The 23,591-nt window shown below is 72.6% G+C and carries 20 protein-coding genes; 7 read left to right on the forward strand and 13 right to left on the reverse strand.

The window, feature by feature from the left end; translation table 11 throughout:
- Window positions 1-60 precede the first annotated feature (60 nt).
- On the forward strand, window positions 61-1,497 hold the full coding sequence (locus EDD90_RS27125) for an RICIN domain-containing protein (protein ID WP_123975603.1): 1,437 nt from the start codon (window positions 61-63) through the stop codon (window positions 1,495-1,497).
- Between the two features lie 4 nt (window positions 1,498-1,501).
- Here EDD90_RS27125 and EDD90_RS27130 read toward each other — a convergent pair whose 3' ends face one another.
- The 3 genes from EDD90_RS27130 to EDD90_RS27140 all read right to left on the reverse strand — a co-directional run bounded on the left by EDD90_RS27130 (window position 1,502) and on the right by EDD90_RS27140 (window position 4,846).
- Window positions 1,502-3,466, reverse strand: coding sequence for an ATP-binding protein (locus EDD90_RS27130; protein WP_123975604.1), 1,965 nt, complete (start codon window positions 3,464-3,466; stop codon window positions 1,502-1,504).
- Entirely contained in the window at window positions 3,463-4,125 is a 663-nt protein-coding gene (locus tag EDD90_RS27135) for a DUF4255 domain-containing protein (protein ID WP_123975605.1), read from the reverse strand. The genes EDD90_RS27130 and EDD90_RS27135 overlap by 4 nt, the downstream gene beginning before the upstream one ends.
- Before the next feature lie 112 nt (window positions 4,126-4,237).
- Window positions 4,238-4,846 carry a response regulator transcription factor gene (locus EDD90_RS27140; RefSeq protein ID WP_185149239.1) on the reverse strand — a complete coding sequence of 203 codons (609 nt, stop codon included), beginning with the start codon at window positions 4,844-4,846 and terminating at the stop codon, window positions 4,238-4,240.
- Between the two features lie 497 nt (window positions 4,847-5,343).
- On the opposite strand from EDD90_RS27140, the gene EDD90_RS27145 reads away from it, so the two are divergent.
- On the forward strand, window positions 5,344-8,076 hold the full coding sequence (locus EDD90_RS27145; RefSeq protein ID WP_123975607.1) for a LuxR C-terminal-related transcriptional regulator: 2,733 nt from the start codon (window positions 5,344-5,346) through the stop codon (window positions 8,074-8,076).
- A gap of 9 nt (window positions 8,077-8,085) precedes the next feature.
- On the opposite strand, the gene EDD90_RS27150 is transcribed toward EDD90_RS27145, so the two are convergent.
- Window positions 8,086-9,321, reverse strand: a complete 1,236-nt coding sequence (locus tag EDD90_RS27150; RefSeq protein ID WP_123975608.1) for an amidohydrolase — start codon at window positions 9,319-9,321, stop codon at window positions 8,086-8,088.
- A 110-nt stretch (window positions 9,322-9,431) separates the two neighbouring features.
- Between EDD90_RS27150 and EDD90_RS27155 the strand changes: the two genes are divergently transcribed.
- Together EDD90_RS27155 and EDD90_RS27160 are read left to right on the forward strand one after the other, a co-directional pair.
- A complete protein-coding gene (locus EDD90_RS27155) occupies window positions 9,432-10,460 on the forward strand; it encodes an Lrp/AsnC family transcriptional regulator (RefSeq protein WP_123975609.1) in 1,029 nt (342 codons plus the stop codon).
- 81 nt (window positions 10,461-10,541) lie between these two features.
- On the forward strand, window positions 10,542-10,775 hold the full coding sequence (locus EDD90_RS27160; RefSeq protein WP_123975610.1) for an antitoxin: 234 nt from the start codon (window positions 10,542-10,544) through the stop codon (window positions 10,773-10,775).
- 2 nt (window positions 10,776-10,777) lie between these two features.
- On the opposite strand, the gene EDD90_RS27165 is transcribed toward EDD90_RS27160, so the two are convergent.
- From EDD90_RS27165 to EDD90_RS27185, 5 genes are all read right to left on the reverse strand, one after another.
- Window positions 10,778-11,716, reverse strand: coding sequence for an MIP/aquaporin family protein (locus EDD90_RS27165; RefSeq protein ID WP_123975611.1), 939 nt, complete (start codon window positions 11,714-11,716; stop codon window positions 10,778-10,780).
- A gap of 95 nt (window positions 11,717-11,811) precedes the next feature.
- Complete coding sequence (locus EDD90_RS27170; RefSeq protein ID WP_123975612.1) at window positions 11,812-12,477, reverse strand: SDR family oxidoreductase; 666 nt, start codon at window positions 12,475-12,477, stop codon at window positions 11,812-11,814.
- A gap of 101 nt (window positions 12,478-12,578) precedes the next feature.
- Window positions 12,579-13,220 carry a DUF4328 domain-containing protein gene (locus tag EDD90_RS27175; RefSeq protein WP_123975613.1) on the reverse strand — a complete coding sequence of 214 codons (642 nt, stop codon included), beginning with the start codon at window positions 13,218-13,220 and terminating at the stop codon, window positions 12,579-12,581.
- A gap of 94 nt (window positions 13,221-13,314) precedes the next feature.
- Window positions 13,315-14,847: a hypothetical protein gene (locus EDD90_RS27180; protein WP_123975614.1), complete on the reverse strand. Its 1,533-nt coding sequence runs from the start codon at window positions 14,845-14,847 to the stop codon at window positions 13,315-13,317.
- Window positions 14,848-14,952: 105 nt separating this feature from the next.
- Window positions 14,953-15,621 carry a hypothetical protein gene (locus EDD90_RS27185; RefSeq protein ID WP_123975615.1) on the reverse strand — a complete coding sequence of 223 codons (669 nt, stop codon included), beginning with the start codon at window positions 15,619-15,621 and terminating at the stop codon, window positions 14,953-14,955.
- A gap of 179 nt (window positions 15,622-15,800) precedes the next feature.
- Here EDD90_RS27185 and EDD90_RS27190 point away from each other — a divergent pair, with 179 nt between their 5' ends.
- On the forward strand, window positions 15,801-16,730 hold the full coding sequence (locus EDD90_RS27190; protein ID WP_123975616.1) for a formylglycine-generating enzyme family protein: 930 nt from the start codon (window positions 15,801-15,803) through the stop codon (window positions 16,728-16,730).
- 16 nt (window positions 16,731-16,746) lie between these two features.
- Here the strand turns inward: EDD90_RS27190 and EDD90_RS27195 are convergent, their stop codons facing one another.
- Window positions 16,747-17,457, reverse strand: coding sequence for a DUF4232 domain-containing protein (locus tag EDD90_RS27195; RefSeq protein WP_123975617.1), 711 nt, complete (start codon window positions 17,455-17,457; stop codon window positions 16,747-16,749).
- A 160-nt stretch (window positions 17,458-17,617) separates the two neighbouring features.
- Window positions 17,618-18,337, reverse strand: coding sequence for a DUF6445 family protein (locus EDD90_RS27200; RefSeq protein ID WP_221305133.1), 720 nt, complete (start codon window positions 18,335-18,337; stop codon window positions 17,618-17,620).
- A 248-nt stretch (window positions 18,338-18,585) separates the two neighbouring features.
- Between EDD90_RS27200 and EDD90_RS27205 the strand changes: the two genes are divergently transcribed.
- A complete protein-coding gene (locus EDD90_RS27205; protein ID WP_123981696.1) occupies window positions 18,586-19,341 on the forward strand; it encodes a DUF4142 domain-containing protein in 756 nt (251 codons plus the stop codon).
- Window positions 19,342-19,362: 21 nt separating this feature from the next.
- Here the strand turns inward: EDD90_RS27205 and EDD90_RS27210 are convergent, their stop codons facing one another.
- Complete coding sequence (locus EDD90_RS27210) at window positions 19,363-21,009, reverse strand: glycoside hydrolase family 13 protein (protein ID WP_260328088.1); 1,647 nt, start codon at window positions 21,007-21,009, stop codon at window positions 19,363-19,365.
- Window positions 21,010-21,344: 335 nt separating this feature from the next.
- Between EDD90_RS27210 and EDD90_RS27215 the strand changes: the two genes are divergently transcribed.
- Complete coding sequence (locus tag EDD90_RS27215) at window positions 21,345-22,289, forward strand: LAETG motif-containing sortase-dependent surface protein (protein ID WP_123975619.1); 945 nt, start codon at window positions 21,345-21,347, stop codon at window positions 22,287-22,289.
- A gap of 104 nt (window positions 22,290-22,393) precedes the next feature.
- Here the strand turns inward: EDD90_RS27215 and EDD90_RS27220 are convergent, their stop codons facing one another.
- The gene (locus EDD90_RS27220; protein WP_123975620.1) at window positions 22,394-23,389 is read right to left on the reverse strand and encodes a nucleoside hydrolase; all 996 of its coding nucleotides are present in this window, start codon (window positions 23,387-23,389) and stop codon (window positions 22,394-22,396) included.
- Window positions 23,390-23,591: the final 202 nt, after the last annotated feature.

Genomic DNA, 23,591 nt, shown 5'->3' on the forward strand with positions numbered 1-23,591 from the left:
CCACCGCGGCCTGCCCGGCGTTCCCTCCTCCGTCCCGTGCGTCGCCGTTAGCGTCCTGACGTGAGCCTGTGGACTTCCCTGGAACCCGCCTCCGCGACCGTCGACCCGGGCGCTTCGACACGCGTACGCCTGCGGCTGCGCAACACCGGAGACGTCGTCGACGAGTACCGCTTCGAACCGGTGGGCCCCATCGCCCCCTGGACGACCGTCGAACCACAGACGCTCCGCCTCTACCCGGGGACCACGGGCACGGTGGAGCTCACCTTCACCCCGCCCCGCACCCCCGACGCCACGGCGGGACCCAACCCCTACGCCGTCCGCATCACGCCCACCGAACACCCCGAGGCCGTCACCGTCCCCGAGGGCAACCTCACCATCACCCCCTTCACCGAACTGCGCGCGGAACTCGTCCCGCCCACGGTCAAGGGCCGCTTCCGGGGCCGCCCACAACTGGCCATCGACAACCTCGGCAACACCAAACTCACCGCCTCCGTCAGCGGCAGCGACAACGGCGACCAGCTCGCCTACGACCTCCGCCCGAGCAACGTCCAGATCGAACCGGGCCGCGCCGCCTTCGTCACCGCCACCCTCAAACCCCGGAAGATCATCTGGTTCGGGCCCAAGGAACAGCGGCCGTACGCCCTCACCGTCCAACGCTCGGGCGTCGATCCACAGCCTGTGGACGGCACTTACATCCAGCGCGGCTTCCTGCCCCGCTGGCTCGCCACCCTCTTCGGCACCCTGATGGCCCTCGCCATCACCTTCGCCCTGATCTGGATCTCCTACAAACCGCCGGTCACAAGCCAGGCGAGGGAAGTCCAGGAGGCGGCCGTGAGCTCCCTCGCTCCCAGCCCCTCGGCCAGTGCCCCGCTGGCCGCCGCCCCGGCGCCCTCGCAGTCTCCGGTCGCGCAGCAACCGGAGAACGACGCCCCCGCCACACCGGACACCGGGTCGGGCGGCGGAGGCGGCCAGGCCCAGTCGTCGCCCAAACCGAAGAAGACCGCGAAACCGGTCGTACCGGCCACAAACGTCCTGCTCCGCAATACGACGACGAAGAAGTGCGCGGACATCCCCGGCTACGGCGACGGCAGCAGCAACGGCCCGGTGCGGGAGTACACCTGCGACGAGACCACCGCCGACAACCAACTGTGGAACCTCGAGGTGCGGTACGAGAAGGACGGCCCCGGCGGCGCGGCCCTCTTCCAGATCCGCAACGCCAAGGACCAGCTCTGCATGGACCTGCCCAACTACGGCTCGGCAGCGCTCTCCTCACCGATCACCGAGTACAAGTGCGACGGTACGAAGGCCGACAACCAGCTCTGGTGGATCGACAAGCAGCCCAGCGGCGCCTACTGGATCCGCAACTTCGCCAGCGACAACCTCTGCCTGGACGTGGCCGGCTACAGCACCGGCGGCAACGACACCAACCTGACCCTGTACACCTGCTCGGACTCCGACGACCAGGAATGGCAGATCGTCCGCCCGTCGGGCGACTAGCCGGTCACCAGGTGCCCGGCACCAGCCGTCCCGCCTTGCGGTACTCGCGTCGGGCGCCTTCCAGCAGGTCCGCCGCGGTGACCTGCTGCCCGCGTCCGGCGGCCAGATACGCGGCCGTCACCACCGCGCTCCGGATGGAACCGCCCGCGAGTTCGAACTCCCCCGCCAGTGGCCGGAGTTCGACCGCCTCCTCGGTCGGCACATGGGCCAGTCCGTGCCGCCAGAGCGCGAGCCGCTGCTCCTCGTCCGGGAACGGGAAGTCGACCACCAGGTCGAGGCGGCGGGTGAAGGCCTCGTCGATGTTGGCGCGGAGGTTGGTGGTGAGCAGCGCGATGCCGTCGAAGGCCTCCAGGCGCTGCAGGAGGTAGGCCGACTCCAGGTTGGCGTACCGGTCGTGGGCGTCCTTGACCTCGGAGCGCTTGCCGAAGACCGCGTCGGCCTCGTCGAAGAGGAGCACGGCGTCGGTGCGGTCGGCCTCGGTGAAGATGCGTTCCAGGTTCTTCTCGGTCTCGCCGACGTACTTGTCGACGACCGAGGACAGCTGGACCACGTACAGGTCCAGCCCCAGCTCGGCGGCCACCACCTCCGCCGACAGGGTCTTTCCGGTGCCCGACTCGCCGGCGAACAGGCCCAGCACCCCGCGGCCCCGGCCGCCGCCCGCGCTCAGCCGCCAGTCGCCGAGGACGCGGTCGCGGTGGCGGGCCCGCAGGGCCAGTTCGCGCAGCTCGGTGAGCGGGCGTTCGGGGAGCACCAGGTCCCGCCAGTCGACGGCGGGCCGGATGCGGCGGGCGTGCTGTTCGAGGCCGGAGGCCGACTGCTGACGGGCGGCCAGTCGCAGGTGGGCGGCGGTCAGCGGGGTTCCGTCGAAGGCCGCGAGGTCCTGCGCCGCCCGGGCGGCCCGGGCGAGACGGTCCCCGCCGAGGTGGTAAGGGGCGACGGTGGCCGCGAGGTCGAAGCCGGGGTCGTCGGGCAGGACGGCCGCCCAGGCGTCCGGGGCGGCGGCACGGCGGGAGGGGACATCCAGGACGAGGGGGTCGCGGTGGTCGCACCAGTCGGGGTCGTACGGGCGGGGGGTCGCGACCAGCACCGTGACATCGGTGGCCGCTGCGCTCAACGCCGATACCAGTGGCCCGGGTTGCCCGGTGTCGACGACCACCGCGCGCCCGCTCAGCCGGGCCTCCCGCAGCACCTCCGGGACCCGCTCCTCGGGTCCGGTGAAGTGCCAGGCCGCCAGGCCCGCCAGGCGCATCGCGGCGGCCGCGCAGCCGAGCCCCTCACCCTCCCGGCGCTCCCGCAGACAGGCGAAGAGCGGCCCGGCGGCGATCCGGGCGGCCAGCCGGCCCACGAACTCCTCGTCGACGACTTCGCCGCCGTCGTACGACAGCGGGCGCAGGCTTCCGGTCAGCGCCGCGTCCGGGGTGTCGTCGCCGAGGAGGTGGGCCAGGACCCGGTCAGGGACCCGCAACGAGCGGCTGAGGAAGGGGCGTTCGGGCTCCTCGACGGTGAGCAGGCCGAGTGCGGTGAGCGGGGCGGTGGGGTGGAAGCGGGCGCGGGCCGCGGCGAGGTGGGCGGGGAGGCCGTACAGGTCGAGGGCGAGGCCGACGGTGGCGCGGCGGCGGCCGACGTCGTCGTTCAGGTAGCCGTAGAGGGGCTCGAAGGTGCGGTCGAGGTCCGGGGCGAGGGCGATGAGGAGGATCGTGGTGTCGAGGGGGGTGAGGGCGAGACGGACGGCGAGGTCGGTGAGACGGTCGGGGAAGTCCTCGGCCAGGGCGGGGAGTTCGTCCGGTGCCGGCTGCGGGCTCAGGAGGTGACGTACCGCCTCTTCGGAGAGGTAGAGGCCGCGCAGCGGGTCGGTGGCCGTGGGGTCGTCGGTGGCGCGGTGCTCGGCCAGGGCGGCGACCCGGTCGCGCAGGGCGGACAGCCGGGCCAGGAGCGGGGCGGCCGGCTCCGGGGAGAGGGAGAGGGTCACGCCCGGGGACCCCGGGCGGCCGCCTTGGCCTGAGCGACCTGGCCTGGCCGGTGGGCGCGTTCCTCCAGCACCGGGGCGGTGTCGTCGAGTCCGTCGCGTACCCGGACGGCGGCGCCCTCGGTGACGGGCGGACCGGCGTCGTACTCCGGGTAGGCCGGGAAGGGCGCCGTGACCACCACGTCCAGGGAGGGCTTGAGCTCACCGCCGAGCGCCGACCAGATCTCGGCGAGGGAGCGGGCCTCGGTCTGGATACCGGCCACCGAGAGGGGGACGGTCAGCCCCAACGCGCCGAGCGAGCCGGGCAGTTCGGAGGGATGGATCAGCTCTCTCGGGATCAGGGTCGCCAGCACGGCGCTGATCAGCCGGTGTTCGTCCTCCGGCCGCTTGGTCCACGACGTCACCAGGTACGACAGCCGGAACCACCGGGGCGGCTGGCGGCGCTTGACGACGACGTCCCGCTCGTCACGGATGTCGATGTGCCCGCGCTGGCGCCGTTTCACGTCCTCACGGATGTCGTACAGATAGCTGTTGATCACGGGGCCGTTGCGGCGGGCCGCCCAGTCGCGGGTCGGGGCGTCGAAGGAGACGTCGATGCCGGAGCCGGCCAGCGCACCGCCGGTCAGCAGGTTCCGCAGCACCTGGTCCACCTCGTGGATCACGCCGTACTCCCCATCCCTTGCCCGTCTTCATCCTGCCGCCCGCCGCGCGCGCCCCGCAGGACCGGCCGGGCAGACCGCGCTGCCCCGCGGTCGGTGCCAGCTGCCCGTCCGGTCAGATGTAGCCTTCCCGCAGGGCATGGGCCACGGCGTGGGCCCTGTTGCGCAGATGCAGCCGGGTGGTCAGCCCGTGCATGACGTTCTTGACGGTGCGCTCGGAGTAGGACAGCTTGCTGGCGATCTCACCGGTGTCGAGCCCCTCGGCCACCAGTCGCAGGACGTCCACCTCACGGGCGGACAGTCCGGAGGCCGGGGCGCCCGGACGCCCGGCGGCGTTACGGTGCAGGGTGCCGACCTGGTCGATGAGCCGGCCGAGCAGATCGGCGGGCAGGTCCCCGTCGCCCCGCGCGGCCGCCAACACGGCCTGGACCAGGCGGTGTTCGGTGGCCTCCTGGCGCCATACGATGGCCCCGACCCCGCACTCGATCACATCGAGCAACTCGGTCTCGCGCAGCGTCCCGACCACGAGCACGGCCTGTGCACCCTCGCTGCGCACCACCCGGCGCAGCCGGGTCAGCTCCGGCTCGTCGAGACTGTCGCTGATGAGCAGCGCCACCGTGCCGGGCCCGGTCTCGGACTCCTCGCGCAACTCGATCTCCGGGTGCCGCCGCAGCTGGCTGAGCGCGCCCTCCCGGGAGATCGGGTCCGGTGCGTACACGGTCACTGGCGTGCGCCCGACCGACTCGAATGAGCTGTGGCTGACCAACCGCTTCCCCTATGTACATGTGCCCGTCACCCCTGAGGGAACGGTGACGGGCGGGATGACCCCAGCCTGCCGGGGCCGAAGGGGCAGGACAATCGTGGAGCACCACGAGATGGACCACGAGATATGGGATCAGGGGTGCCTGAGGTCGCGTGTTCGCCGCGGGCCGGTGGGGGTTGTTCGCGCAGTTCCCCGCGCCCCCAAGAAGGTGGGTCCACTGGTCCCGCCTAAAGGGGCGCGGGGCTGTATCGATATGCGGCTCCGCCGCGTGGGCGCGACCAGCCACAACGCACCCGCGCCGGACCCGCAGCCCCAAGCCCCCCACCCAGATCCACAGCCCCGTATCAAATGTGCCACCCATGCAACAAACGCCCGCCCACCCTCACCACCCCACAACCTCTCCCGCCCCCACCCGCTCTAACCCCCCGAACCCACCAGCGCACCGCGAGGAGCCAGGAATGACCCACCCGTCCCCTGAACTCGCCGACGCCACAGCCCTGTTGGCGGCGGAAGCCGAGCGCACGCGAACCGGCGGCGGTCGGCTCGTGCTGCTCCGGGGCGCCACCGGAACCGGACGGACCACCGTCCTGGAAGCCGCGGCCGAGCAGGCGGCCGCCCTCGGTCTGAAGACCCTCCGCGCCCGCTGCTCCCCCGCCGACACCGCCATCTCCTTCTCGACGGTGCTCCAACTCCTCGGCCCGGTACCGGAGTTCGCAGACCTCGCGGTGGACGGCGACGAGCGGGCCACCGCCGCCGGACTCTGGCGGGTGCTGCGCGCCTACGCCGAGGCCTCCCCCCTCCTCGTCGCCGTGGACGACGTCCACCTCGCCGACACCCCCTCGCACCGCTGGCTCGTGGAGTCCGCCCGCCACATAGACCGCTTACCGATCCTGCTCGTGATCGGCGAGCGCAGCCAGTACGACCTCGATCCGCCCACCCCCGGCTTCGCGCACACCCTGCCCCCGGCCCTGGTCCGCACCCACACCCTCGCCCCCCTCACCCCCGAGGCCGCGGCGGGCCGGGTGCGCCGCGCCTTCCCCGCCGCGGACCGGCCCTGGATCGACGCCTGTGTCCGGGCCGCCGCCGGCAGCCCGCTGCTGCTGCGCGCCCTCCTGGACGACCTGGACGAGACCCGGCATCCCACCGTGCCCACCAGCACGGCCGCGCTGTACCCCGGCTCGTACCCGGCCGCCGTGCGGTGGTGGCTGGACAGCGCGGGCCCGGCCACCACCGAGGTCGCCCGCGCCCTCGCCGTACTCGACGAGGGCACCGGCACCGGCCTGCCCGAGCACGACATCACCCCCCTCCTCGCCGAACTCGCCGGCGCCGACCCCACCCGGGTGGCCGGCTGGCTCACCGCCATGACCAACCTCGGCCTGCTCACCCCGGGTCCCGACGGCCACGCCCACTACCCGCACCCCCTGCTGCGCGACGCGGTCCTCACCGGAGTCCCCGCGTCCCGCCGCCGCGCCGTGCACCGGGCGGTCGCGGAGGCGATGCTGCGTCAGGACGCCCCCGCCGAGGCGGTGGCCCGCCAGTTACTCGCGTCCGGCCCGGTGGACGCCGCCTGGGCACCGCCCCTGCTGAAGGACGCGGCCGCACTCGCCCTCTGCGACGACCGCAGCGAGGACGCGGTCGCCTATCTGCGGCGCGCCCTGGAGGAACCCCTCTCCGACGACCACCGGCAGCGGCTGCTGACCGAGCTGGGCTCACTGGAGTTCGCGGCGCCCCGTTCCTCCGCCGCGATCCCGCGCCTCGCCGAGGCGGTCCGGCTGCCCGCGGCCCCGCAGGACCGGGTGCGGGCGGTCGTCGCGCTCGGCACCGCGCTGACCGGCCGGGGCCGTACCCGCAAGGCCGTCGAGGTGCTGCACTCCGTGGACGGCGAACTGGACGGCCACCCCGACCTGGTACGCACCCTGCACACCGCCTCGGTCCTCCTCTCCGACCAGGACCAGGAGGTACGCCAGGAGGTCTACCGCCGGCTGTCCGAGACCGCCGACCGCTCCCCGGAGCAGGTCGGCACGGCCGGCCAGGCGCTGCTCGTACGGCACGCCGCCTCCGCGGGCCTCACCTCGGCCCGGGACGCCATGCGGCAGCTGCGCACCCTGCTCGCCGAACCCGCCGACCCGCTCACCGAACCGTTCCTCGTCGGTACGGCGGCCGCCGTGGCCCAGTGGGCGGACGAACTCGACGAGGCCGACCGGCTGGTGGACCGCGGCCTGGCCGGGCAGCGCCCCGATCTGCTGCACCCCATGCGCGAGGCGCTGCTCAACAGCCGTACGGACATCGCGGCGGCCCGCGCCGACTACGCGCACCTGACCGGATTCCCCGAGTCGGTCGCGCCCGGCAACACCCATGCGCACACCCTGATCGCCCTCGTGGAGACGGGCCGAACCGCTCGGGCCGAGAGCCTGGTCGCCGGGATCGACCTGCGGGTGGCGCCGGACACCTGGGAGCTGAACCGGTTCCTGTACGCGCGGGGCGTGGTGCGGGCGGCGGCCGGTGATCCGGCGGGGGCGCTGCACGACTTCCTGGAGTGCGGCCGCCGCCAGTCCGCCCGTGAGGTGGTCAGCCCGGTGGTCACCCCCTGGCGTACGGCCGCCGCCGAGTGCCGGCTGGCCCTCGGCCGCCCGCTGGAGGCCATCGCCCTGGCCGAGGAGGAGCTGCGGCTGGCCCGGATCTGGGGCACTCCGCGCACGGTGGCCCGGGCCCTGCGCGTCCTCGGTACGGCGACCGGCGGCCACCGCGGACTGGACCTCACCGAGGAGGCCGTACGACTGCTGCGGGACGCCCCGGTCGCCGGCACCGAACCGGCGGAGGCCCTGATCGCGCTGGGCCGCCGGCTGACCGCCGCCGGTGAGGCGGCCCGGGCCCGCGACTGTCTGCGGGAGGCCGCGGAGCACGCCGAACGGCTGGGCGCCGTACGGCTGGTGGAGCTGGCCGAGCAGGTGCTGCGGCAGGGCGGCGCCCGCTCTCCCAGACGCCGTACCGGCGCCGCGTCCCTCACCGGCAGCGAGCGCCGGATAGCCGAGCTCGCCGCCGAGGGCCGCACCAACGTGGAGATCGCGGCCCTGCTCCATCTGGCCCGCCGCACCGTGGAGACCCATCTCACCCATACGTACAAGAAGCTGGGCATCCGCCGGCGGACCGATCTGCGCCCCGCCCTGGACCGGGGTGTCCCGCTCCCGTAGGGGCCGCGGTCAGGGGGCCAGCCAGTGGCCCGCCGTCGCCAGCAGGGCCCGTATGCCCGTCTCCAGCGTCGGTTCCAGGGTCGGCGCGAAGCGCGGGGAGTGGTTGGAGGGGATCTGCGGCGGGATGCCGTCGCGGACCAGGGCCTCCAGGTCGACGCCCTCGTACAGCTTCCAGTCGGCGCCGCCGACGAACCAGAAGACCGAGGGCACCCCCAGGGCGGTGCCGAAGGCGCCGAAGTCCTCGCTGTTGGGGACCGGTGAGGTCAACTCGAAGGTGAGGCCGGGGAATTCACCGGCCAGTGCGGCCTGTACGGCCTCGGTCGCCGCCGGGTCGTTGTGGGTGACCGGGAAGGAGTCGATGGGGACGATCTCCGGCTCCCTCGGCGCGGCGGAGGCGGCGGCCTCGGCCCGGACGATCCGCTCGATCGCCGCCAGCACCCGCTCCCGTACCGCCTCGGTGGTGGACCGCACGTTGAGCTTCAGCTCGACGCTGTCCGGGATGATGTTCTCCTTCGTCCCGCCGTGGATCGAGCCGACCGTGACGACGGCCTGCTGGTTCGCGCCCACCTCCCGGGAGACGACGGTCTGCAGCCGCAGCACCACGGCGGCGGCCAGCACCACCGGGTCGACGGTCGCCTCCGGCGTGGACCCGTGCCCGCCCCGCCCGAACAACGTGACCCGCAGGCTGTCCGCGCCCGCCATCAGCGCCCCCGCCCGGGTCCCCACCAACCCCGCCGGAGCGGCCGCCACATGCTGGGCCAGGCACACGTCCGGCCGCGGGAACCGCTCGGCGAACCCGTCCGCGAGCACCTTCGGCGCCCCGCCGACCTCCTCGCCGGGCTGGAACACGGCCACCACGGTCCCCCGCCAGCCGTCCCGGGTGGCGGCCAGCTGCCCGGTCGCCCCCAGCAGCCACGCCACATGCATGTCGTGCCCGCAGGCATGCATCACCCCGTCGTTCTTCGAGGAGTACGCCAGCCCGGTCTCCTCCGTGACCGGCAGTGCGTCCATGTCGGCCCGCAGCAGTACGACGGGCCCGTCGCCGTTGGCCAGCACCCCGACCACCCCGGTGCCGCCGACGCCCTCGGTGACCTCCCAGCCCTGCTCCCGCAGCCGTCCCGCGACGAGGGACGCGGTCCGCTCCTCCGCGAAGGACAGCTCCGGATGCGCGTGCAGGTCCTCGTAGAGCGCCCGCAACTCGGGGAGCTTTGCGCTCAGGCCGGTGAGGAGGGGGCTGGTGCTCATGGCGTGGTCTCCCGGGGTGTGTGCGTTGCGTGCCTGCCGAGTCAAGGATCAGGATCGACCTCGTGACCGAACTTCGCGCGGAAACGCAGGAAAACGACGCCAGGAGAGCCTTGCTGCCGGAATCCCGCGCCTTCTCCGAGCTGGACCTGGCCCTCGTCGACGCCCTCCAGACCGCCCCGCGCGCCCCCTGGACCCGGATCGGGCGGGCCCTGGGCGTGGACGCGACCACCGTGGCCCGCCGCTGGGAGCGCCTGCGGGACTCCGGCCTGGCCTGGATCACCGGCTACGACGCGGCCCGCACCGCCACCGTCGGCTACGTCGAGGTGCGCTGCCGCCCCCGCTCGGCAGCCGCGGTGAGCGCGGCCGTGGCCCGGCTGCCATGGGTGTTCAGCGTCGAGGAGACGGACGGCGCCCACGACCTGTTCCTCAGCGTCGTCGCCACCGACCTGCCCACGCTCGGCCGGTCGGTCCGCGAGGCGATCGGGGCGCTGCCCGGCGTCCGGGCCGTCCGCACCCGCCTCGGCATCACCCAGTACGGCGAGGGCAGCGACTGGCGCACCCGGGCCCTGGAACCGGCCGACCGGGCCGCACTCGGGGAACGCGGCCGGCACGGCCGTACCACCGAATACAGCACGCACATGTACGACCGCCCCGCACCCGAGGACCAGGCGCTGCTCGCGGCGCTCGCCGAGGACGGCCGGCTCGGCTGGACCGAACTGGCCGCGCGGACCGGCGTCGGAGAGCATGCGGCCCGCCGCCGGCTGGGCCGGATGCTCCGCGAGGGCGCGGTGACCATCCGCTGCGACCTGGCCCGCCCGCTGGCCGGCCTGTCCGCCGCGCTGGTCTACCGCGCCCGTGTCCCGCACGGCGAACTGGAGCGCACGGGCGCCGCACTGGCCCGGCTGGAACAGGTCCGGCTGTGCGCCTCGGTGAGCGGACCGCACAACCTGCTGCTGGGCGTGTGGCTGCCCGGCCTGGCGGCGGTGGCGGTGTTCGAGTCCCATCTCGCGGACCGCTTCCCGGCGCTGGAGATCGGGGACCGGGCGGTGGTGCTCAACTCGCCGAAGCGGATGGGCCGGTTGCTGGACGAACGGGGCCGCGCGATCGGCCGGATCCCGTTCGGGCTCCCCGGTGCCTGAGCCGGTCGCCCCTTTCACGCCCCGCCGGGTGCCCCGGGCGCCGTCTTGTCAGCGACCGCTCCCGCTGGCGACGATTCCGGCATGTTCGATGGAATCGACGGGCTGAAGAATCTGGCGGCGAAGGCGAAGGACAAGGCCGAGGACATCGCCCGGGAACACGGCGACGTCCTCGACAGCGGCCTGGAGAAGGCCGGCGACCTGATCGACGAGCGGACCGACGGCAAGTACACCGACCAGATCGACACGGGGGTCACGAAGGCTCGGCAACTGGTGGAGCGCCTGGGCAGGCAGGCGGAGCCGCCGAAGGGGACCTGACGTCAGTCCTCGTCCGCCGTGGGCCGGGTGCGCCCCGGCTCCGGCAGCTCGCCCAACTGGAGCCGGGCGTGCAGGATGTCGCCGATGAACAGGTCGTAGACCAGGACCCCGATCACACCGCCGATCAGCGGACCGACGATCGGGATCCAGAAGTAGTTGCTGAACCACGCCCCGTCCCCCGGGAACGCGAGGCTCTGCCACCCGGCGAACCAGGTGAGCAGCCGCGGTCCGAAGTCGCGGGCGGGGTTGATGGCGTAGCCGGCGTTCGCGCCGTAGGACATGCCGATCGCGGCGACGGCGAGGCCGATGACGAACGGTCCCATGTTGGACCCCACGGCCGTGTTGCGCAGGTCGACGACCGCGACGACGAACATGACGAGGAAGGCCGTACCGACGATCTGGTCGATCAGCGGTCCCCAGTTCCCGCCGTGGTAGTACGGCGCCGGGAACGTGGCGAAGATCGAGAAGGTCGCCTCGGTGTGCCCGCCGACCTTCGGCGGTTTCGACGCGGCGTCGAACGCGTTGATCGCGTCGTGGTAGACGAGATAGACCAGCGCCGCCCCGGCCAGGGCGCCTAGCACCTGTGACAGCCAGAAGGGCAGCACCTTCACCCACGGGAACTTGCGGCGCACGGCGAACGCCAGCGTCACCGCCGGGTTCAGATGGGCGCCGCTGACCCCGCCGGCCACATAGATGCCGAAGGTGACGGCCAGGGCCCAGCCCCAGGTGATCAGGAGCCAGTCGCCGGCGGCGAGGAAGATCGTCGTGGGCGTCGCCGCGCGCCCGGACCCGGGCAGCGCCGCCACGGCCATCGCCACGACACCGCAGCCGAACGAGATGAGGACGAAGGTCCCGAGAAACTCTGCCAGGCACTCACCGAGCAGGCCTCCGCGCCTTCTGAGCTTGGAGGGCTTGAGGAGAGGAGTTATTTCCACAGCCATCGCTGGCCCCCTTTGAGGAGCAATCAGGCCGAACACCATTTTGGCCCACACATGATGTTCGCGCAGGGCGGCCCGAGCGGGGCCGCGGCGAGTGGTCAGCTCTCCAGATCGTCGGCATAATGCCGGAACCCGTGCCGGTCCCGGTGCATCCCCCACAGGGTGTCGGCGAGCACGGCGGGATCCTTGCGGGGATGCCCGGCGACGATCGCCCCCGGAATGACCAGCTGGGCCACGTGGATCCCCTCCCCGGCGAGCCGGTCGTGCAGCAGATGCCCGTACGCGCTCTCGGCGGCGAAGGCGATGGAGGTCCCGGCCCGGTCGGGATGCGGAATGACGGCGGTGCCGCCGTTGACGAACAAGATGGTCCCCCGTCCCAGCTCCCGCATCCCCGGGAGCACCTGCTGCACGGCGGCGACGGGCCCGTACACGGAGAACTCGACGGGGCCCAGCAGGTCCGCGTAACCGGTCTCCAGCACGGGCCGCATGAAGTCCCGGTGCGGTACCGGGCTGTACTGCAGCACCTCGACGGTGCCGACCTCCTCGGCCGCCCGGGCCAGGGCGGCGACGAGGGCCAGCGGGTCCCGCACGTCGGCCGAGAACCCACGGGCGCGCACGCCCTCCCCGGCCAGCTCGTCGACGAGGGCGCCGAGCCGCTCCTCGTCCCGCGCGAGGAGCGCGACGCCGTATCCCTCCCGCCCGAACCGCCGGGCGACGGCGGCCCCCAGCCCGGGCCCGGCCCCCACGATGGCGATGGTGCTCACGACGTGACTCCTGACGGCTGAGGCGGCGGGCTTGCACCTAGGTCCGTACCGCGCCGCCCCGGACTTCACACGTGCGCGTCGGCCTCCGCGCGGGCGAGAACCTAGCCCGCCCGCTCCACCTGCACACGGGTGACGGCCCGTACGACCGTCGCGCCCGCGACGGCCGCCCCGACGAGCGCGAGGTCGGACAGCACGAGCGGCCAGACGTTGTCGTAGGCGCGGGCGATGAGTTCGTCGGTGGAGTCGCTGTAGACGAGCCCGGTCCCGCTCAGGAGACCGACCAGCCAGAGCCCCCACCACACGTTGACGACCCGTGGCAGCCGCCGCTCCGGCGCGCTGTCCCGGTACACGTCGGCGACGATCCCCCGCGGGATCCAGAGGTTCGCTATGGGGATGACCCACCCGAGGAGCACCCAGAACCCGTTGTAGCGGGGTGCCTGCCCGGAAACGACCCGCGCGTTGCCGCGCACGCGCCCCAGCCACACCAGGAAGGCGATGACGCACACGGCGGTGACCACGCCCCCGGCGGAGCTGACGAGGTGGTACCCGTTCTCCAGCGAGGTCAACGCCCGGTGCCGCCCGTCCCCCTGGTCCGGCGGCCCGCCCGCGGGCTCCCCGGCCCCGGCCAGCCGCAGCTCCCACCCGGCCCGCACGGCCCAGGCGGCACCGGCGAGCAGCAACGCGGAGGAGGCGACGGCACCGGCCGCCCGGACAGGGCTCAAGGCGACTATGTCTTCACTCACGGGACGATCCTGTCGCACGGACGGCGACAAGATCCATGGCTGTTACGGGCCTGGGACAGCGCCGTTTCCCGGCCCTGCCCGGCCCTTCCTCCCGTCAGCTCACGGCGTACGCGTTGTACACCGTGGTCGTCGAGCTGTCGCCGTGGGTGTCGGTGACCGTCGAGCGCAGCCCGACCCGGCCGCCGGAGGCCGGGTTGTGGACGGCGATGGTCCACTTGCCGCCGGACAGCTTCGCGGTGGCGGCCTTCCAGTGGGCGCCGTTGTCGGTGGTGTACCAGGCCCGGACGGACTTCACGCTGTCCGACAGCCGGCCGATCGTGCCGTCGTCCGTGCCGTTGCGCTGCATGCCCAGGTCGACGGTGGTGGTCGATCCGGGGGACGCCTGGTTCCTGTTGTTCAGCGCCTCCGGCCAGAACCGGGTGATGTAGTCCCGGATCTGCTGGTTCCTGCCCGCGTCCGCGTAGAAGTGCAGGGAGAGGCTGGCGGAGGTCGACAGCGAGCCGGCCGGCAGGCCGCTGCGGTGACCGGTCTCGGTGATCGTGTACCAGCCCGACCCGGGGATCCGCGGCTGCGCGTCGAGCTCCTGAGAGGGGCTGAACGCGTGCGAGTAGAGCGTCTTGCCCGCGTGGGTCAGCTTCACGGTGCCGGAGGCTGTGCCCCCGCCCACCTGGAGCTCGGGGTCGGCGAACAGGTTGTCGTTCCCGAAGTACAGCTGGTGGTACCAGGTGTAGGGCAGCTGCCCGCCGGGTCCCCAGACCGCGTGGCCGATGGTCAGCGAGGTCGTCCTGCCGGCCGCGTACGTGTGGAACCCGCCGTCGATGAGGTCTTGGCCCTCCTGGCCCACGTCCCACCGGCCGGCCTGGACGTGGACGCTGAAGGAGGCGGGCAGGTCTCGCTGGAAGTCGAGGAGGTCCATGGACGCCGAGCAGTCGTAGCCGGTCGTCGGCTCGCCGTCGAACAAGAACCGCACCTGCCCGCTGTCGGGACCGGAACGGGCGGACACCTTGAGCGTGGTCAGCCCGGACCGCTTGAGCGTCGCGGACACCCCGGACGGCACACCGCGGCTGTGCGCGGCGGACGCCTGCCAGAAGTCCCCGCCGCTCGTCGACTGCGGCTGGTACGTGGTGCCGTAGGCCAGCTCGTACGCGCTGCTGCTGTTCGGGATGGCGTACAGGTCGCCCGCCGAAGCCGAGATGCTCATCGTGGCCGGGCTGTTGTCGGTGGCGCAGACGGCCGCGCTGACCGTGTGGTCGTAGCCGCTGCCCGGGCTGGGACTGAGCGAGACCTTGACCGCACGTCCCTGGCGGCCGTCGAAGGTGGTCGTCGTGGCCCCGGAGACCCGCACGCTGTGGCCGCCGACGACGGCCTCCTCGTTGTTGCCGACGAAGGACGTGGCGAGCTCGTAACTGCCGTTGGGCAGCGATGTCTTCTTGTTGCCCTCGATGAAGCGGAAGTCATTGGTCTTCGTGTTGTAGACCGCCACCTGTGCGTAGACCGGCTTGCCGCTGCGGTCCAGCGTCCTGACGGTGAGCGACCCCTTGGTCGCGGCCGACGCGGTCGAGGCGCCGGCGAGGAGAAGCGGCACGAGGACGGTCACGGCACTCGCTGCCACTGTGGTTCGTCGCATCAGACCCCCCATAGGTACGCGACAAAAGCGAGTCACCATAGCCCACCGCGGACACCCTCCTCACTGCCGCCCCCCTCATCGGTTCGGCCGGTCCCGGTCCTCGGGTCAGTCCTCCGGGGGCTGAGCCTCCATCAGGCGTTCCGCGATGTCGTCCGCCCAGGTCTGGGCCCACTGGCGGAGCCCGGTGACCGCCTGCTCGTCGAGGCCGTACGCGGCGAACTCCCTGTCGTCGATCCACTCCGTGCCCGTCAGACGGGACTGCAGGTCGGTGAGGTCGAAGGTGTCGCGGGCGTGGCGGCGGCCCAGGTCCTCCAGGTCGGGGAGGGTCCAGCGGTCCGCCGCCGCGTGGACGATCAGGAGGTCGCGGGGCAGACCGCGGTCGGTCAGGGTCCAGACCCTCATGCCGACCACGTCTTCCAGGGCGAGGGTCAGGCCGAGTCCGGTCCGCACCGGCGGGTGCCACAGGGCTTCCTTGAGGATGTCGACCTCGCCCTCGTCCCCCGAGACCGCGTCGGTGACGACGAGTTGGGCCGACAGGGGGTCCGTCTCCCGTGTGCCGACGCGCCAGCCGTGTTCGCGCAGACCCGTCGCGACCCTTTCGGCCACCATCCGCATGGGCGCCGCGTGCTGCGTGGCCACCTCCAGGGTCCGGCCGGGGCGGTCGAACAGGCCGTGGGCCTGGGCCGCGTAGTCGCCGGCCAGGGCCAGGGGGTAGGCGGCGCCTGCCGAGAGCAGGTCGGGCAGCAGGCGGCGGTGCAACTCGGTCAGGTTCACGTGGCGGCCGGGGTCCCGTGCGGGAGTCCGGAGGCCGTGGGGGGTGCCATGGGGCGATTATCGCCGGTCGGGGGGAGCGGTGCGGGCGGAGACATCAGGGTGGTGGTCAGGACGGTTCCGCCGGCCGCGGCGGTGGCACGTCCTCACGCCGTCACAGGTGGCTGCGGCAGACTCCGCCCATGGAGTCCATCCGTCCGCCGTCCGCCTGCTGCGCGCCCGCCGCCCCCGCGGACCACTCGATACGGCCTCTCCCCGCCCCCGCCGACACCCCGGAGACCACCCGTATGGTCGCCCTCCCCGGCGGTGAGTTCCTGATGGGCGCCGAGGACGCCGACGGCTTCCCGGCGGACGGCGAGGGCCCGGTCCGGGCCGTGCGGGTGTCGCCGTTCCTCGTCGACGCCTGCGCCGTGCGCAACGACGAGTACGCCGCGTTCGTCGCCGGCACCGGGTACGTCACCGACACCGAGCGGCTGGGCTGGTCGTACGTCTTCGCCGGGTTCCTGCCCGCCGCGCTGCGCCGGGATGCGCCGCGGCCGCCGGAGACGCCCTGGTGGTGTGCGGTCGCGGGAGCCGCCTGGAACCGGCCGGCCGGGCCCGGCAGCGATCTCGACGGGCTCGGGGACCATCCCGTCGTCCACGTCTCCTGGTACGACGCCGCCGCCTACGCCTCCTGGGCCGGCAAGCGGCTGCCCACCGAGGCGGAGTGGGAGTACGCGGCCCGGGGCGGTCTGGAGCAGGCCCGTTACCCGTGGGGGGACGAGCTGGATCCGGACGGGGAGTACCGGTGCAACATCTGGCGGGGCACCTTCCCCACCCGCAACACCGCCGCCGACGGCTACCGGGGCACCGCCCCCGTCGACGCCTTCGCGCCCAACGGGTACGGCCTGTACAACACGTCCGGCAACGTGTGGGAGTGGTGCGCCGACCGGTGGAGGACCGAGCACGGCACGGACGCCGGCCCCGCCGGCCCCGCCCGCGTCATCCGCGGCGGCTCCCACCTCTGCCACGCCTCCTACTGCAACCGCTACCGGGTCGCCGCCCGTACCGCCAACACCCCCGACAGCTCCACCGGCCACACCGGCTTCCGCTGCGTGCGCGACGCGGGGTGAACCGAGGGGCCCCTGGTCACTCACCGACGGGGCCGATGAACGTACCCGGGTGGGTGGCGCCGTCCTGGAGCAGCACGGCACCGCCGTGCCAGGACAGGTCGAACGACGTGCGCTGGTTCGGCGCCGTGACGACGACCGTGGTCGGGGTGAACGTGGTGGAGTCGCCCTGCGCCGGCACCAGGAAGGTGATCGCGAAGTTGGTGGAGGCGCCGTTCGCCAGGGTGACCCGCTTCGGGGTGGCGTTCGTGCGCTGCAGCGACCACTTCTGACCGCTGTTGACCAGGTCGACGCCCGGGAAGCCGTACATCGTGCAGGAGTGGCCGCTCTTGTTGGTGAACGCCACGACCGCGTGCTTCTGCTGGCCGGTGCCGCTGCCCGGGTCGGCCCAGGAGTAGCCGAGCTGGGAGGCCTGGCAGGAGGGCACCGAAGTGCCGGCGGCGGAACCGCCGGAGGAGGAGCCCCCGGAGGAGGAGCCACCGGAAGCGGAGCCGCCGGAGGTCGATGAACCCGACGTGTTGCCGCCCCCGCTGGTGCCGCCGTTCGACGTGGTCCCGGTGCCGGAGGAGCCGGAGCCGCTCGTGGAGTTGCCCGCGGCCGGCGCGGCCGCACCGTTGTCGGTCTTGACGGAGCCGGTCGCGGTGCCGTTGCACGCGGTGAGCAGGGCCATCAGCGCGGCGGCGCCGGTCAGGGCGGCGGCGGTCTTGCGGCGGTTGCGAAGGTTCGACATGGGGTCCCCCAGCGGTGGCGATCTCCCCGGCTCTCTGCCGGACACCCCTTTCGATGCGGCCCCTGGAGAGGAAGTTCGGAGATCGCCGTCACGGGCCCGTCGTGGTCGTGTCACGCCCGCCGTTACAGAACCCGGGACGTGACCGACGTACCGCGGCCGCTCACGCCATCCAGAAGAACACCGCCGTCATCCGCTTCTCCGCCAGCGTCTTCCCGGCGTAACCGGTCGCGCTGTGCACCAGGTTGGCGTTGTAGAGGAGCAGCCGGTTGTACTTGTGCGGGACCCGCACGTCCTCCTCGAAGTGGTCGGCCGGGACGAACCGCGTCCCCAGCGCCTCGACGAGGTTGTTGTGCGGGGCCTGGACGATGTTGCCACCGAGCCGGCCGCCAGGCAGCGACTGGCGGTAGAACGCGGTGCCGCAGTCCTTGGCGACCCCGGGGTTGAGGTACAGCACCGCCGCGTACCGGCACAGCGCCCGCGAGTCCGTGTGCGGGCGCGGCTCGCTCTCGCCCTCGCCGACGACCTGCACGCAGTTGTGGTTGAGGGTGCCGCCGCCGGGCGCCTGCTGCACCCACAGTTCCTTGGCGCCGGTCGCCTGCTTCACCAGCTTTTCCACGACGGCCAGTTCGCCGGGTTCGAGACCGGGCATGGTGCGCAGTCCGGGCCAGGTCTCCGAGGTGTACGGGTATCCCTGGACCCAGTCGTCCTTGGCCAGACAGCGTTCCCGTACGGCGTCCACGTCCGGCAGGACGTCGTCGAACACCCAGTAGTCACGGCCCTTGGAGGGCTTGCGGTAGGGCAGCACGGGGAGCGCGGCGGGACCCCGGGGAGCCGCTCCGTTGGGCAGCCGGGGGACGCGGGGGAATGGCTGTGGGGGCATACGGCGAAGCTAGTCCGTTTCTTTGTCATGGCCACTCTCAGCAGGGCAAATCATCACCACCCCCTGGGCAAGACATGGCAAGACGGCTCCCCGACAGAACAAGGCCTCACAAGTTCTTTGCCAAATCAAAAGGTTCGCGGCGCTTCCCCATCCGTACTTCCCTGCGTCAGACCCCGCCCCTGCGCGGGACCCCGACCGAGCAGGAGGCATCGGTGCGCTTTTCGCGGAACGCAACGGGAACGCTCTTCGTGGGCGGTGCCCTGAGCATCACTCTCGCGGCACTCGCCTACCCGAGCATGTTGGGCGTCACCACCACGTCCAGCGCCACCACCAGAGTCATCGCCAACACTCAGTGGGGGCCCCTGACCGAGGGCGACCGCGACTTCGTGGTGAAGGTGCGCGCGGCCGGGCTCTGGGAGTACCCCGTGGGCCAGCTCGGCCTGAAGAAGGGCACGAGCCCGGCGGTCATCACCGCGAGCAAGCACCTGATCGACGGTCACGCGGCGCTGGACAGCAGCTGCCGCAAGATCAGCCAGATGCTCAACATCGCCATCCCGAACGTGGCCTCCCCGCAGCAGCAGGGGTTCGTCAACACGCTGTCCGCCGACAGCGGGAAGAAGTTCGACACCGACTTCGCCAACATCCTGCGCGTGACGCACGGTTCGATCTTCAACACCATCGCGAAGATCCGTTCCACCACCGAGAACACCCTGGTGCGCACCCTCGCCGACCAGGCCAACGCCACGGTCCTCGACCACATCACGGTGATGGAGCAGACCGGCCTGGTCGACTTCCCGTCGGTCCTCTTCCAGGAGACGACCGCGCCGAAGCTGCCCGCCAGCGACCTGACCCCGCCGCCGCCGGACCCGGGCCAGCCGCAGGTCGTGCTCACCCCGCCGGTCAACAGCACGACCAGTCCGCCGGCGCTTCCGGGTGAGCCGGGCTTCACGGGCAGCGGTGCCGGTGTCGGCAACGGCGGGACCCCCAGCCCCAACGCCGGCTGACACCGGCCGCACAGAGCCGCGTCAAGCGCCCAGCCACACCGTGGTGTCGGGCGGGAGCGTGCCGTCATGCGGCAACGGCACGCTCACCAGCAGCACTTCGCCCGGCGGCAACGACACCGGCGCGTGCGACACGTTCGTGACGCACCGCCAGCCCTCCGACCGGGCGAAGTGCAGCACCCCCTCGGGCGCCTCGGCCCAGGTCAGCGTCTCGCCGTCGAGGAGCTTGCGGCGCAGCCGCAGCGCGGTGCGGTAGAGCTCCAGGGTGGAGCCCTCCCGGCCGGCCTGCGTCTCGACGGCGCACGACGCGAACCACCGGGGCTGCGGCAGCCAGGCACCGCCGGCCCCGAAGCCGTACGACGGACCGCCCGCCGTCCACGGCAGCGGCACCCGGCAGCCGTCGCGGCCCTTGCGGACATGGCCCGTCTGCTCCCAGACCGGGTCCTGGAGGACCTGGACGGGCAGGTCGGCGACCTCGGGCAGACCGAGTTCCTCCCCCTGGTAGAGGTACGACGATCCGGGCAGCGCCAGCATCAGGAGCGTGGCGGCGCGGGCGCGGCGCAGGCCCTGGGCGGCGTCGACCTCCGGCGTACGGCCGCCGGACAGCAGCCAGGCGTTGTCGTCCGAGCCCGCCGGCAGCATCAGCCGGGAGGCGTGCCGTACGACGTCGTGGTTGGAGAGCACCCAGGTCGCGGAGGCACCGGCCGTGCGGGCGGTGGCGAGGGAGCGGGTAATGGCCTCCCGGAGTGCGGCCGCGTCCCAGGAGGTCTGGAGATACTCGAAGTTGAAGGCCTGGCCGAGTTCGTCCGGGCGGGCGTACAGGGCGCGGCGGGCATCCGGGACCCAGGCCTCGGCGACGGCCGTACGGGGCGGGCTGTAGGCGTCGAAGATCTTGCGCCAGTCCCGGTAGATCTCGTGCACCTCGTCGCGGTCCCAGTACGGATGGGTGCCCGGCCCCACCCGCTCCAGCGCCTCCTCTCCGGTCGCACCCAGCCCCGCCACGTCCCGCAGCGGCTCGGCGAGGTCCTTCACCAGGGCGTGGGCCACGTCGATCCGGAAGCCGTCGACGCCCCGGTCGGACCAGAAACGCAGGGTGGTGCGGAAGTCGGCGCGGACGTCGTCGTGCTCCCAGTTCAGGTCGGGCTGCTCGGGGGCGAAGAGGTGGAGGTACCACTCGCCGTCCGGGACCCGGCGCCAGGCGCTGCCACCGAACACCGACTGCCAGTCGGAGGGCGGGAGTTCGCCCTGGGTGCCGCGCCCCGGCCGGAAGACGTACCGCTCCCGCGCGGCGGAGCCGGGGCCGGCCCGCAGGGCCTCCTGGAACCAGGGGTGGAGGTGCGAGGTGTGGTTCGGGACGATGTCGACGATCAGCTTCAGGCCCAGCCGGTGCGCCTCGGCGGCCATCGCGTCGAAGTCGTCCAGGGTGCCCAGGCGCGGGTCGACGTCACGGTAGTCGGCCACGTCGTAGCCGCCGTCGGCGAGTTCGGACGGGTAGAAGGGGCTGAGCCACAGGGCGTCCACGCCGAGCGCGGCCAGATGGGACAGCCGCTCGGTGATGCCCCTGAGGTCACCGAGCCCGTCGCCGTCCGCGTCGGCGAAGCTGCGCGGATACACCTGGTAGATCACGGCCTGACGCCACCAGTCGGGGTTCCTGGACGAGAGGTCGACCACGCGCGTTCCTTTCGGACGGGGGAACTCGGACGGGGAAGCACACGGACGGGGAAACCCGGGCGGGGAAACACCGACAACAAGCCTGTCCATATTGCCGCGAAAGCGAACCTTCACACCGCCCGGAGGGAATCCTTCCCTGTGTGAGGGAGTTGTGATGACTCCCGAACGAACCCTGCTTCAGGGCAGGTTGACAGGGTTCGCCAGGGCGAACCACCATGGGCCGCACACCGTGGCGCATGTGACCAATGGGCCCGGTGTTTCTCTGCTTCCGGCTGCCTTGCCGCTGCCCATGACCAGCATCGATCCATATCGATGAGCATCACGATGGGATATCCATGTCCATAGCCAGACATGTCACCGCGCGCCGCCTGCTGGGAACGGGCGTCGCGTCGTTCGCCCTGTGTGCCGTCTCCGTCGCCGGGGCGTCCGGCGCCTGGGCGCACGGCGGTGCCCCCGGCGGTGACGGCTGGAAGTCCGGCGGCCACTACAGCCCCGGCACCGGCGCCGGCACGGAGACCGGCACGGACAAGTGCCAGTTCTCGATCGACGGCTCGAACTTCTTCGACTCGGTGAAGGTCGACGACCAGAACCTGAAGGTCACCGACGACGGCAAGGTCCACCTCAAGGTCCGCGCCGCCGGTGACGCCGCGAGCTGCACCGCCTCGCTCGCCTCCTACATCGCCCACGGCCCCACCTTCGCCACCTCGGGCCAGCAGATCTTCGTCGACTTCGACACGGTGACGGTCAAGCAGGGCCAGACCGACTCCCTCGACATCGCGGTCCCGGACGCCGGCTGCTTCGCGCAGATCGACCTCTACCGGGGCGCGGTCAAGTTCGACGGGAACAAGGACGCGGGCGACGGCTTCGAACATGGTGACCTGCCGGCCGGCCCGGACCACACGGTCATCAAGGACAAGCTGATCGCGTCCTGGAACGGCGGTACGAAGGACTGCTCGAAGACCGAGTCGTCCTCGCCGTCCCCCTCGGAGTCCGCCCCGGCCCAGCCGTCCATCCCGGCCACGGAGACCACGACCCCGGCGCCCTCGGAGAGCTCGGCGACCGGGACGGCCACCGCGTCCGCGTCCCCGTCCACGTCCGAGTCGGAGTCGACGCCCACCCCGGCGTCGCTCCCGAGCACCGACTCCGGCAGCGGCGGCGACCTCGCCCACACCGGCGCCAGCTCCAGCACGGGCTACCTCGCCGGCGGCGCTGCGGTGCTGCTGGCCGGCGGTGCGGCGATCGTCGTCGCGACCCGCCGTCGTAAGGCGTCCCGCGCCTGATCCCCTCAGATACGCGTACGCCCCAGCCGCCACGGACGGCTGAGGCGTACGTACGGGTGGGTCCAGGTGACCTGCCGGAGCGGGCGTCACCCTTGTCGCCGGTCCTACCGCCGCTCGACGGTGTCCAGGTACAGCTTCACGTAGCGCGCCACGTCCACGTCCAGGCCCACGTCCACCATGGCCTGTTCGCGGTGGCCGCCGTGGATCTCGGCCTCGCCGGGGCGGGCGCGCCGGTCGACGATCGTCTGGCCGCGGGTCGGCCCCGGGGCCAGCGAGACCTCGACGGGCAGCAGCCGGGTGGTCAGACCCTCCGGATCGGCGACGGCACAGACCGCGCCCGCGTCACCGAGACCGCCGTCCGAGTCGCCACCGTCCAGGGCGTCGCCGTCCGGGGCGTCGCGGTCCGGATCCGGAGCGGCGGGCCGGTGCGCGAGCAGCTCGCCGGCGAGCCGGGCGCCCGGTTCCGCGCTCGCGCGCAGCCGTCGTACCTGCGCACCCGGCACCACGACCCGCTGGAAGACGTCCAGGCCGTACATGGTGATCGGCACCCCGGCGGTGAGCAGTACCGCGGCGGCCTCGGGGTCGTGCCAGACGTTGAACTCGGCGACCGGGGTGGCGTTCCCGGTCGCGACGGCGCCGCCCATGAACACGATCCGCTCGATGTTCCACGTCACCTCCGGGTGGGTGCGCAGCAGCAGGGCGATGTTGGTGAGCGGCGCGGTGGGAATGAGGGTGACCGGGCGGGGCGAGGCGAGGATCTCGCGGCGCAGCAGGGTGACGGCGTCGGCATCGACAGGGCGCCGGGCCGGCGCGGGCAGTCCCAGGTCGCCCATCCCGTCCGCACCGTGCACATGCCGGGCCGACCGCGCCGCCTCGATCAACGGCCGCTCGGCACCCCGGGCGACGGGAACGTCCCCGGCGCCGGCCTGCTCCAGCACGGTCAGGGTGTTGCGGACCACCCCGTCGACGTCGGTGTTCCCGGCGACACAGGTGACGGCCCGCAGATCGAGCCCCGGGTGCCGTACGGCGAAGAGCAGGGCGAGAGCGTCGTCGACACCGGTGTCACAGTCGATGATCACGGGGATGGGCTGACCGGTCACGTGGAGCTCCTTCCGTCAGCCCGACCCTACGTCGCCGACGGAACCTTTCGGCGGGCAGCCCGGCTGAGCACCGTGCGCAGGTGACGACACCCGCGGGTACCGCCACCTGCCAGTCGGTGCACCCGTCACTCGGTCCACAGGTCAGTCGGTGCACCCGTCACTCGGTCCACAGGTCAGTCGGTGCACCCATCAGTCGGTCCAC

It is taken from the genome of Streptomyces sp. Ag109_O5-1, assembly GCF_003814875.1.
GTDB classification, from domain to species: Bacteria; Actinomycetota; Actinomycetes; order Streptomycetales; family Streptomycetaceae; genus Streptomyces; species Streptomyces sasae.